The organism is Nocardioides sp., assembly GCF_035547795.1.
Lineage (GTDB): Bacteria > Actinomycetota > Actinomycetes > Propionibacteriales > Nocardioidaceae > Nocardioides.
In genome coordinates this window covers 1-10,856 of record NZ_DASZUF010000049.1, presented here as the reverse complement: position 1 = coordinate 10,856, position 10,856 = coordinate 1, and the positions used below count along the sequence as shown (strand labels likewise).

The window sequence follows — 10,856 nt, the reverse complement described above, 5'->3', positions numbered from 1 at the left end:
GGAGCGCGCCGGGGCGCCGGTCTTGATCTGCCCGCAGTTGGTCGCCACCGCCAGGTCGGCGATGGTGGTGTCCTCGGTCTCGCCGGAGCGGTGGCTCATCATCGAGGCGTAGCCGCTGCGGTGGGCCAGCTCGACGGCGTCGAGGGTCTCGGTCAGCGAGCCGATCTGGTTGACCTTGACCAGCAGCGCGTTGGCCTGGCCACCCGCGATGCCGCGGGCGAGCCGCTCGACGTTGGTGACGAACAGGTCGTCGCCGACGAGCTGGGTCTGGGCGCCGAGCTCGTCGGTGATCGTCTTCCAGCCGTCCCAGTCCTCCTCGTTGAGCGGGTCCTCGATGGAGACGATCGGGTACGACGACACCAGATCGGCGTAGTAGGCGCTCATCTCGGCGGCCGTCTTCGCGGCGCCCTCGAAGGTGTAGGAGCCCTTCTCGAAGAACTCCGACGCGGCCACGTCGAGGGCCAGGGCGACGTCGGTGCCGACCCGGTAGCCGGCCTTCTCGATCGCCTCGGCGATCAGGTCGAGCGCAGCCCGGTTGCTCGGCAGGTCGGGGGCGAACCCGCCCTCGTCGCCGACGCCGGTGGCCAGGCCGCGGCCCTTCAGCACGCTCTTGAGCGCGTGGTACACCTCCGCGCCGGAGCGCAGCGCGTCCCGGAAGGTGGGTGCGCCGATCGGCGCGATCATGAACTCCTGGATGTCCACGTTGGTGTCGGCGTGCGCGCCGCCGTTGAGGATGTTCATCATCGGGACGGGCAGGACGTGGGCGTTCGGGCCGCCGACGTACCGGTAGAGCGGGAGCCCGGCGGAGTCGGCCGCGGCCCGGGCGACGGCGAGGGAGACGCCGAGGATGGCGTTGGCGCCGAGGTTGCCCTTGTTCGGGGTGCCGTCGGCGGCCAGCATCGCCTGGTCGATCTCGCGCTGGTCGGAGGCGTCCAGGCCCTCGATGGCCGACGCGAGGGTCTCGACGACGGCGGTGACCGCCTTCTCGACGCCCTTGCCGCCGTAGCGGCTGTCGCCGTCGCGGAGCTCGACAGCCTCGAACGCGCCGGTGGAGGCGCCGCTGGGGACCGCCGCGCGGGCGAACGTCCCGTCCTCGAGGAGGACCTCGACCTCGACGGTGGGGTTGCCGCGCGAGTCGAGGATCTCGCGCGCTCCGACGGCTTCGATGGCTGCCACGGTGATGTGCTCCTGGGGTCGGCGGTAGGACGTGCGGGCGTCAAGCCTAGTGGGGGCCGGGCCCGGCCGGGACGCACCGTCCGGCGTACCGACTGGTAATGCTCAGGAGCCGGGGCAGCCGCTCTCGGGGAGGTTCTCCTCGGCCCAGGTGGTGAGCGCCTCCAGCGCCGGCAGCAGCGCGGCCCCGGAGTCGGTGAGGCGGTAGCTGACCGAGACCGGCGGACCGGGCTCGACCTCGCGCTCCAGCAGCCCGGCCCCGGCGAGCTCGGCCAGGCGCTCGGAGAGCATCGAATCGCTGATGCCGAAGACCGCGCGCTTGAGCTCGGCGAAGCCCAGCGGGCCGCCGGCGAGGGTGCCGAGCAGGACGCCGTTCCAACGCTTGCCGAGGAAGCCGAAGGCACGCGTGAGCGCGGCGTTGCAGGCACGCGGCTCATGCTCGGCGGTGGCGGTCATGTAACCGATCCTACCTCGCCCTGCCTCTGAACTCCGTGTTACTTTTATTTCCGTAGTTACAGGAATGAACAGAGCAACCCAGGAGTTGAAAGCAGCATGACCGACACGATCACGCTCGAGAAGCTCGACGAGCGCGGCCGCCAGATCGTCTTCACCGGCGCCCGCACGTCCAACACCTTCGCCGACACCCCGGTGTCCGACGAGGAGCTGCGCGACATCTGGGAGCTGACCCGCTTCACGCCCACGATGGCCAACACCCAGCCGATGCGGGTGGTCTTCGTGCGCACCCAGGCCGGCAAGGACCGCCTCGTCCCGCTGATGGCCGAGGGGAACCAGGCCAAGACCGCCGCCGCACCCGTGACAGCGATCATCGCCTACGACAAGCTCTGGCACGAGCAGATCCCGACCGTCTTCCCCATCCGGCCGGAGATGAAGGACTACTTCGCCGCCGACGAGGCCGCGCGCCACGGCGCCGGCAACTTCTCCGCCGCCCTGCAGGCCGGCGCGTTCATCCTCGCCGTCCGCGCGGCTGGGCTTGCGGCGGGCCCGATGGCCGGCTACGACAAGGACGCCATCGACAAGGAGTTCTTCCCCGAGGGCGAGTGGACCACCCTGATGGTGGTCAACATCGGCCACCCGGGTGAGAACCCGTGGTTCGACCGGCTGCCCCGCGTCCCGGTCGAGCAGGCCGTCGCCTGGGCCTGAGCTCGCTCGCCAAACTGTCACGGTGACACTTCCAAAGTGTCACCGTGACAGTTTGCGTCGTGGGTGCACGTTTGGAAGTGTCACCCACCCCGCGAACTATCACGGTGACAGTTTGCGCTCGGCGGCCTTGGCGGCCTGCCACTGCTCCTCGATCTGCTCGATCGTGTAGGGGCCGCCGGCGGCCACCGCCGGATCGAAGACGTGCGGATTGCGGCGCACCATCTTGGCGTGCAGCCCGGCGACCACGTCGTCCATGGTGAACTGCCCGCTCTCCTCGGCGATGGCGGCGTGGAAGTAGATCTGCAACAGCAGGTCGCCCAACTCCTCGCACAGGTGCTCGGGATCGCCCTCCTCGATGGCCTCCAGCACCTCGTCGGCCTCCTCGCGCAGGTAGCGCGCCAGCGAGGCGTGCGTCTGCGATGCCTTCCAGGCGCACCGCTCGCGCATCAGCCGCATCGTCGCGAGGAACTCGACCAGGCCCTCGCCCCCGGCCTGGCTGCTCATAGCGCCGAGACGTGGTGCAGCAGTTGGCGCAGCAGCGCCCCCCGACCGCCCTCGAGGTCGGCGGTCGTCGCATCACTGGCCGCCTCCTCGGGGGTCATCCAACTCAGCTCCAGGGCGTCCTGCCGGGGCTGGCACTCTCCGGTGACCGGTACGACGTAGGCCAGCGCGACGGCGTGCTGGCGCGGGTCGCTGAGCCGCTCCCCCGGCCAGGGGAAGTACTCCGCGACCGCGGCCGGGACGATGGCGGCCGGCAGCACCGGGAACGCCGTCGGGCCGAGGTCCTTCTCCAGGTGCCGCATCAGCGCGTCCCGGATCCGCTCGCCGTGCAGCACCCGCCCCGAGACCAGCGACCGGGTGATGGTGCCGGTCAGCGGCGAGCCCCGCAGCAGCAACCCGACCTCGCTGACCCGGCCGTCGGGGTCGACCCGCACCGGGAGTGCCTCGACGTACAGGATGGGGATGCGGCCACGGGTCTCGGCCAGCTCCTCCTCCGAGAGCCAGCCGGGCTCACGCTGGGGCGGCTGCCAACGCGGCTCCTCGCCGAAGGACTCCTCGCCGAACGCCTCCATCGTCATGGAGTGATCCTGTCAGACCGGGGCCACGGCGGGGTCCACCACTGCGTCGATGACCCCGCGCGCCCACTCCAGCAGTGCGATGCCGTCCAGCGGCTTGGCCGGGAAGCCCTTCGAGACCGGCCGCGGGACCAGGATCGTGTCGAGCTGGTCCTTGACCAGCGCGCCCGGGTAGAGCCGCTTGAGCCGGACCACCCGCGACTCGGGCAGGGAGACCGGGGCGAAGCGGACGTTCTTCCCGGCGATGGTCACCTCCCCGACTCCGGCGGCCCGCGCCCGGGCCCGGAACCGGGCGACCAGGAGCAGCGAGACGACCTCCACGGGCGGCTCGCCGTACCGGTCGAGGAGCTCCTCGTTGATCGCGTCGACGTCCTCGTCGGAGCGGACCTCGGCCAGGCGCTTGTACATCTCCAGTCGCAGCCGCTCGGAGGGGATGTAGCCATGCGGGAGGTGCGCGTCGACGGGCAGCTCGATGCGGACCTCGTTGAGCTCCACCTCGCTCTCGCCCTTGAACTCGGTGACCGCCTCGCCGACCAGCCGGACGTAGAGGTCGAAGCCGACGTCGGCGATGTGGCCGGACTGCTCGCCACCGAGCAGGTTGCCGGCGCCGCGGATCTCGAGGTCCTTCATCGCGATCGCCATGCCGCCGCCCAGGTCGGAGTGCTGGGCAAGCGTCGCCAGCCGCTCGTGGGCGGTCTCCGTCAGCGGCTTCTCGCTCGGGTAGAGGAAGTAGGCGTAGGCGCGCTCGCGGCTGCGGCCGACACGGCCGCGCAGCTGGTGCAGCTGGGAGAGGCCCAGGGTGTCGGCCCGCTCGATGATCATGGTGTTGGCGTTCGAGACGTCCAGGCCGGACTCGACCAGCGTCGTGCAGACGAGTACGTCGAAGCGCTTCTCCCAGAAGTCGAGCATCACCTGCTCGAGCTGCTTCTCGTTCATCTGGCCGTGCGCGGTGGCGACCCGCGCCTCGGGCACCAGCTCGCGGATCCGGGCGGCCGCCTTCTCGATCGACTGCACCCGGTTGTGGATGTAGAAGACCTGGCCCTCACGCAGTAGCTCGCGACGGATCGCGGCGATGACCTGCCGGTCCTCGTAGCCGCCGACGTAGGTGAGCACCGGGTGTCGCTCCTCGGGCGGCGTGGTGATCGTGGACATCTCGCGGATGCCGGTGATCGCCATCTCCAGGGTGCGCGGGATCGGCGTGGCGCTCATCGAGAGCACGTCGACCGAGGTGCGCAGCCGCTTCATCTGCTCCTTGTGCTCGACGCCGAAGCGCTGCTCCTCGTCGACGATGATCAGACCGAGGTCCTTGAACCTGATGTCCGGGTTGAGCAGCCGGTGCGTGCCCACGACGATGTCGATCTCGCCGCTGGTCAGGCCGGCCAGCACCTCCTTGGCCTCCTTGTCGGTCTGGAACCGGCTCAGCCCCCGCAGCGTGACCGGGAAGCCCGACATCCGCTCCACGAACGTGCTCAGGTGCTGGGTGACCAGCAGCGTCGTCGGCACCAGCACCGCCACCTGCTTGCCGTCCTGGACCGCCTTGAACGCCGCCCGCACAGCGATCTCGGTCTTGCCGTAGCCCACGTCGCCGCAGATCAGGCGGTCCATCGGCACCGAGCGCATCATGTCGCTCTTGACCTCGTCGACGGTGGTCAGCTGGTCGATCGTCTCCTGGTACGGGAACGCGTCCTCCAGCTCGCGCTGCCAGGGGGTGTCCGGTCCGAATGCGTAGCCTTTGGTGGCCTGGCGGGCGGCGTAGAGCTTGATCAGCTCGGCGGCGATCTCGCGGACCGCCTTCTTCGCGCGACTCTTCCGCTTCGCCCAGTCGGCACCGCCGAGCCGGTCGAGGCTGGGCTGCTCGCCGCCGACGTACCGGGTGACCTGGTCGAGGCTGTCGGCCGGGACGTAGAGCCGGTCGGGCGGACCCGCCTTCTTCGAGGCGCCGTACTCGAGGACCAGGTACTCACGGACGGCGCCGCCGACCTCGCGCTGCCTCATCTCCACGAACCGGCCCACGCCGTGCTGCTCGTGCACCACGTAGTCGCCGGGATTGAGCTCCAGCGGGTCGATCTGGCGCTTGCGCCGCACCGGCATCCGCTGCATGTCGCGGGTGGAGCTCTTCTGCCCCGAGATGTCCTCGCCGGTGAGCACCGCCAGCAGCCGGGACTCGTCCACGAAGCCGTGCGTGATGCTGCCCCGCAGGACGGTCACCACCTCGGGCTCGATGGCCGTGTCGCCGTCGATCGCGAGCCGGGCCGGAACGTCGTGCTCGGCCAGCGCCTCGACGGTGCGCTGCGCCGGCCCGTGTGCCGGCTGGACGATCACGGTCCGGTACCCGTCCGAGCGCCAGCCGGCCACGTCCTTGATCGCCGCCTCGATGTCGCCGCGGTAGGGCTCGGCCGCCCTGAACGGCAGTGTCCGAGTCGGTACGCCGGCGGTGTCGGCGCTGAGCTGCGCCACCTCGTCGGAGCCGATGCCGAACGGGCTCATCGACCACCAGGGCTTGCCCTGCGCGATGGCGTGCGAGCGCACGTCGGCCAGGTCGCGATAGGACGCCGCACCGAGGTCGATCGGGGCCGCTCCCCCGCCCGCCGCGGCCGCCCACGACGCCCCCAGGAACTCCTCGCTGGTGGCGACCAGGTCGTGGGCCCGTCGTCGCACCCGCTCCGGGTCGAGGACCAGGACGTGGGTGTCCTCGGGCATCAGATCGACCAGCAGCTCCATCTCGTCGACCAGCACCGGCGCCAGCGACTCCATGCCCTCCACCGCGATGCCGGCGGCGATCTTGTCGGTCAGCTCCACCAGGGCCGGGTGCGCCTCGCCGAGCGCCTTGGCCCGAGCGCGTACGTCGTCGGTCAGCAGCAACTCGCGGCACGGCGGTGCCCACAGCCGCTGCTTCGGCTCGCCCGAGAGTGCCCGCTGGTCGGCGACCGAGAACGCTCGGATCTCCTCTACCTCGTCGCCCCAGAACTCCACCCGCAGCGGGTGTTCCTCGGTCGGCGGGAAGACGTCGACGATGCCGCCGCGCACCGCGAACTCGCCGCGCTTCTCCACCAGGTCGACCCGGCTGTAGGCGGCGTCGACCAACCGGCGGACCACGTCGTCGAGCTCGGCGGGCGCGCCGGCACGCACCTCGACGGGCTCGAGGTCGCCCAGCCCCTTGACCTGCGGCTGCAGCACGCTGCGCACCGGGGCGATGACGACCCGGATCGGCTCACCCTCGGGATGGACGAGCCGGCGCAGCACCGCCAGCCGGCGGCCGACGGTGTCCGAGCGCGGACTGAGCCGCTCGTGAGGCAGCGTCTCCCAGCTGGGGTAGTAGCCGATCTGCTCCGGCTCCAGGAAGCTGCCCAGATGGGCGAGCAGGTCCTCGGCCTCGCGGGTGGTGGCGGTGACCACGAGCGCGGTGCGACCAGCGCGCACCAGGCCGGTGACCACGAACGGCCGCAGCGCTTCGGGGCCGGTCACGTCCAACGCCGCGATCCGTCCGCCCCGCGCCTCCTCCAGGACTCCGGCCAGGGTCGGCTCGGCGAGGACCAGATCGGCAAGGGCGGCGAGGGTCACGTGGGCCAAGTCTAGGTGGGGCCCCAGATGGCGCGCCGGCTGCGTCGGTTCGTCGAGGTATGTCGAGGTAGGCAGGGCGAACCCGCACCTCCCTCGCGGAACTCCGCTGGGGAAGCGGCGGTTGGGCTGCCTACCTCGATGAGCATGCCCGGGCTAGCCTCGGCTCGGTGATCCGGGTGATGGCGGCAGCGGGGCTGGTGCTGGCGCTGGCGGGGTGCGGCGGCGGGCCGGCAGCCTCGCCGGAGCCGCCGACCTCCGCGCCGGCGAGCGTGTCGGCTCCGGCATCGCCGGCGTCCTCGTCGTCGGCTCCGGCACCGGCCTCGTCACCGCCGCCGGGAAGCACTCCGCCGGCGTGGCTGGGCACCCGCGTGCTGCCGACCACCGCCGACGGGTTCGGCGTCGTACGGGCGACGCCGCGGGCGCTGCGACACCGGGCCTGGACGCTGCCCGACAGCGTGCCGGAGCTGCCCGGCACCGGCTTCGCGTCCCGCGTCGAGCGAGCGCCGGCCGAGGTGATCGCCCGCTCGACGTGGGAGCCCGGCTGTCCGGTGAGCGCGGCGGATCTGGACTGGGTGCGGGTGACGTTCCGCGGCTTCGACGGCGCACGCCACACCGGCGAGCTGCTGGTCGAGCGGTCCGCGGCGACGGCGATGGTGACGGTGTTCCATCGACTGTGGGACGCCGACTTCCCGATCGAGCAGATGCACATCACCACGAAAGCGGAGGCCGAGGCACCGCCGACCGGGGACGGCAACAACACCTCGGCGTTCAACTGCCGACCTGTGCGAGGGCAGACCAGCGGGTTCAGCCAGCACGCGTACGGCCTGGCCATCGACGTCGACCCGTTCCAGAACCCCTACGCCGAGGGCGCCCGGGTGCTGCCCGAGCTCGCCTCCTGGTACCTCGACCGGGACCGGAAGGCCTCCGGGATCATCACGGCCGGCGGCCCCGTGGTCGCGGCCTTCGAGGCGGTCGGCTGGGGCTGGGGTGGCGACTGGCACGGCCTGAAGGACTACGAGCACTTCAGCGCCAACGGCCGCTGACGTCGGCGCCGGCCGCGGATGCCGCGCGCCGTCCCGGGGCACCGTGAGGCTGTGGCACCGCTGATCATCGGCGAGCCGCTCGGTCAGGGCTGGGGGCAGCTGGCCGAGCTGGCGCTCGCGTTCGTGCTCTCCTCCGGCATCGGGCTGGAGCGCGAGCTGCGGCAGAAGTCAGCCGGTCTGCGCACCCATGCCCTGGTGGGCGTCGGGGCGGCGCTGTTCATGCTGGTGTCGAAGTACGGCTTCACCGACGTGCTCGAGGCGCAGCGCATCGTGCTCGACCCGTCCCGGGTGGCGGCGCAGATCGTCAGCGGGATCGGCTTCATCGGAGGCGGCCTGATCTTCGTACGCCGCGACGTCGTCTCCGGGCTGACCACCGCCGCCTCGATCTGGATCACCGCCGCGATCGGGATGGCCGCCGGCGGTGGACTGCCACTGCTGGCGGTGGCGGCGACGGTGCTCTACTTCGTCATCGTGCCCGGCTTCACCGCGCTGGTCCGACGGATTCCGGGGAGTCGCTTCTCGCCGGCCGCGCTCCGCTTGACCTACCGCGACGGCCAGGGCGTGCTCCGCAACGTGTTGACGGAGTGCACCGAGCGAGGGTTCTCGGTCAACCACCTCGCCTCCCGACGCGACGAGGACCGCAGCGACATCGTGTCGGTGACCATGCTGGTGCAGGGTCGCGGCCCGCTCGCCTCGCTGGCGGGCGCGCTGAGCAGCCTGCACGGGGTGCTGGACGTCGACGCCGAGGACATCGACGCCGGGCGTCGTGACTAGGGCGCCTCAGCCCTCGTCGGGGAAGACCCGCTTGGCGATGGCCGAGATGTCCCGGTCGAGATGGTCGATCTTCGTGGCCAGTCGGGACTCGACGGAGTCGATGCGCATCTCGAGCTTGTCGATGCGCGCGTCCAGCCGGGACTCGACCGAGTCCATCCGAGCGGTCAGCCTGGACTCGACCGAGTCGATCCGGCCGGTCAACCTGGACTCGACCGAGTCGATCCGGCCGGTCAACCGGCCCTCGACGCCGCTGAGGTCCGCGCGCAGCAGCCGCGGGAACCAGCCGCCGAGCACGCCGAGCATGCCGAACAGGGCGGCCGCGAAGACGCCGATGAGCGTCCAGGTCTGCGGGTCGGACATCGATCACTTCCTCTCATCGGGCCGTCCTGGAACCAGTGTGGCACGGGGCGCCGACGAGGGATCCGCGTTATCCACAGGGCTTTCAGCGGGTGCGAGCGGCATACGCCGAGGCCGCGGCGTACACCTGGCTCACATAGTCCTGGGAGCGGTTGTAGGAGAAGACCGCGCGGGACCAGCCCGCGCCGCTGGCCAGATCCTGGCCGGAGGCGCACAGGTAGCGCATCGCGGCCATCGCGGCGTCGTCGAGGTCGTCGACGTCGGCACGCCCGTCCCCGTCGCCGTCGCTGGCCCAGCGCGCCCAGGTCGAGGGGATGAACTGCATCGGTCCGTAGGCGTGGTCGAGCCCACCGGTCAGCGCCGGGCCGACGATCGGCGTCGAGGGCACGCCGTCCTCGCCGAGGGCGCGGCCGTCGAGGGTGCCGTGCTGGGACTCCACCCAGCCGATGCCGGCAACCGTGGTCCAGCCGAGGGCGCAGCCGGCCGGCCTGGCCAGCTGAGCGCGGGCGTAGGCGCGCATGGCCGGCACCGGGATGCCCGCCCTTGAGGCCATCCGGGTGACCCAGCGCGGGTCGGGCGTCGGTACGCCGGAGCCGCCCACCGCCGGTGTGGCCGCGGCCGCCGTCGGCGCCCCGTCCGGGGCAGCCGGGGCAGCCGGGACCGGCGAGACCGCCCCGACCAGGTCCCCGATCGGCGCGACCCCCGGCGCACTCGCCAGCGTCCAGACGACGTACCCGACGATCGAGATCGCCAGCAGCGAGGCCGCCAGCGAGACCAGCGGCCGCAGGCTCACCCGAAGCGGCCGTTGACGTAGTCGGCGGTGCGGGGGTCCTGCGGGTTGGTGAACATCGCCTCGGTCTCACCGTGCTCGACGATGACGCCGGGCGTGCCCTGCGAGGCGAGGAAGAACGCGCACCGGTCCGAGACCCGCGCGGCCTGCTGCATGTTGTGGGTGACGATCACGATGGTGACCTCCTGGGCCAGGTACGTCATCGTCTCCTCGATCACCCGGGTGGAGGTCGGGTCGAGCGCCGAGCACGGCTCGTCCATCAGGAGCACCCGCGGTCGGATCGCCATCGACCGGGCGATGCACAGCCGCTGCTGCTGGCCGCCGGAGAGGCCGCCGCCGGGAGCGTCGAGGCGGTCCTTGACCTCGTTCCACAGTCCGCCCAGCCGCAGGCAGTGCTCGACCAGCTCGTCCTTCTCCGAGCGGGACGCCTTGGTGCCGGTCAGCCGCAGCCCGGCCAGCACGTTGTCGCGGATGGACATCGCCGGGAACGGGTTGGGCTTCTGGAAGACCATGCCGATGTCGCGGCGGGCGTCGGTGAGCCGCTTCTGCGGCCCGTAGATGTCCTCACCGTCCAGCAGCACCTCCCCGCCCATCTTGGCCGAGGGCACCAGCTCGTGCATCCGGTTGAGCGTGCGCAGGAACGTCGACTTGCCGCAGCCGGAGGGGCCGATCAGCGCGGTGATCCCACCGGCGGGCATCACCAGCGAGACCCGGTCCAGGACCAGCCGGTCGCCGAACCAGCAGGAGACGTCGCGGGCCTCCAGCTCGGCAAGGCCGGCGGGGGCCGTGCCCGGGGCGTCCGGTGGGGTGGGTCCGGGGACGTGCGGGTCGGCGACGGCCGGGATCACCTGCGTCGCGACCGGTTCGGCGGTACTCATCGGATGTCATCCTGACGGGGGGTGGAGTGCCGGGCCCGGGCGA

The 10,856-nt window shown here is 71.6% G+C and carries 12 protein-coding genes; 3 read left to right on the top strand and 9 right to left on the bottom strand.

Annotated elements, in window-relative coordinates:
* Positions 1-1,176 (bottom strand): phosphopyruvate hydratase (gene eno, locus VHA72_RS03920; protein ID WP_325573137.1); only part of this gene is annotated, 1,176 nt, incomplete at its 3' end.
* 102 nt (positions 1,177-1,278) lie between these two features.
* The gene (locus tag VHA72_RS03915) at positions 1,279-1,629 is read right to left on the bottom strand and encodes a winged helix-turn-helix transcriptional regulator (RefSeq protein WP_325573136.1); all 351 of its coding nucleotides are present in this window, start codon (positions 1,627-1,629) and stop codon (positions 1,279-1,281) included.
* A gap of 96 nt (positions 1,630-1,725) precedes the next feature.
* On the opposite strand from VHA72_RS03915, the gene VHA72_RS03910 reads away from it, so the two are divergent.
* Positions 1,726-2,334 (top strand): malonic semialdehyde reductase, encoded by a 609-nt coding sequence (locus VHA72_RS03910; protein WP_325573135.1) that lies wholly within the window; start codon positions 1,726-1,728, stop codon positions 2,332-2,334.
* A gap of 99 nt (positions 2,335-2,433) precedes the next feature.
* Here the strand turns inward: VHA72_RS03910 and VHA72_RS03905 are convergent, their stop codons facing one another.
* The 4 genes from VHA72_RS03905 to VHA72_RS03890 all read right to left on the bottom strand — a co-directional run bounded on the left by VHA72_RS03905 (position 2,434) and on the right by VHA72_RS03890 (position 7,353).
* A complete protein-coding gene (locus VHA72_RS03905; RefSeq protein ID WP_325573134.1) occupies positions 2,434-2,838 on the bottom strand; it encodes a MazG nucleotide pyrophosphohydrolase domain-containing protein in 405 nt (134 codons plus the stop codon).
* On the bottom strand, positions 2,835-3,413 hold the full coding sequence (locus tag VHA72_RS03900; protein WP_325573133.1) for a DUF4916 domain-containing protein: 579 nt from the start codon (positions 3,411-3,413) through the stop codon (positions 2,835-2,837). Before VHA72_RS03900 ends, VHA72_RS03905 begins: the two co-directional genes overlap by 4 nt.
* Positions 3,414-3,425: 12 nt before the next feature.
* Positions 3,426-6,971 carry a transcription-repair coupling factor gene (mfd, locus tag VHA72_RS03895; RefSeq protein ID WP_325573132.1) on the bottom strand — a complete coding sequence of 1,182 codons (3,546 nt, stop codon included), beginning with the start codon at positions 6,969-6,971 and terminating at the stop codon, positions 3,426-3,428.
* A gap of 130 nt (positions 6,972-7,101) precedes the next feature.
* Positions 7,102-7,353, bottom strand: coding sequence for a hypothetical protein (locus VHA72_RS03890; RefSeq protein ID WP_325573131.1), 252 nt, complete (start codon positions 7,351-7,353; stop codon positions 7,102-7,104).
* Between VHA72_RS03890 and VHA72_RS03885 the strand changes: the two genes are divergently transcribed.
* Together VHA72_RS03885 and VHA72_RS03880 are read left to right on the top strand one after the other, a co-directional pair.
* Entirely contained in the window at positions 7,340-8,014 is a 675-nt protein-coding gene (locus VHA72_RS03885; protein ID WP_325573130.1) for a M15 family metallopeptidase, read from the top strand. The two genes, VHA72_RS03890 and VHA72_RS03885, sit on opposite strands and share 14 nt — an antisense overlap.
* Before the next feature lie 51 nt (positions 8,015-8,065).
* The gene (locus VHA72_RS03880; protein ID WP_325573129.1) at positions 8,066-8,788 is read left to right on the top strand and encodes an MgtC/SapB family protein; all 723 of its coding nucleotides are present in this window, start codon (positions 8,066-8,068) and stop codon (positions 8,786-8,788) included.
* A 6-nt stretch (positions 8,789-8,794) separates the two neighbouring features.
* Here the strand turns inward: VHA72_RS03880 and VHA72_RS03875 are convergent, their stop codons facing one another.
* The 3 genes from VHA72_RS03875 to VHA72_RS03865 all read right to left on the bottom strand — a co-directional run bounded on the left by VHA72_RS03875 (position 8,795) and on the right by VHA72_RS03865 (position 10,813).
* Positions 8,795-9,148, bottom strand: a complete 354-nt coding sequence (locus VHA72_RS03875) for a hypothetical protein (protein WP_325573128.1) — start codon at positions 9,146-9,148, stop codon at positions 8,795-8,797.
* Positions 9,149-9,230: 82 nt separating this feature from the next.
* Positions 9,231-9,938, bottom strand: a complete 708-nt coding sequence (locus VHA72_RS03870; RefSeq protein WP_325573127.1) for a lytic murein transglycosylase — start codon at positions 9,936-9,938, stop codon at positions 9,231-9,233.
* Complete coding sequence (locus VHA72_RS03865) at positions 9,935-10,813, bottom strand: phosphate ABC transporter ATP-binding protein (protein WP_325573126.1); 879 nt, start codon at positions 10,811-10,813, stop codon at positions 9,935-9,937. Before VHA72_RS03865 ends, VHA72_RS03870 begins: the two co-directional genes overlap by 4 nt.
* Positions 10,814-10,856: the final 43 nt, after the last annotated feature.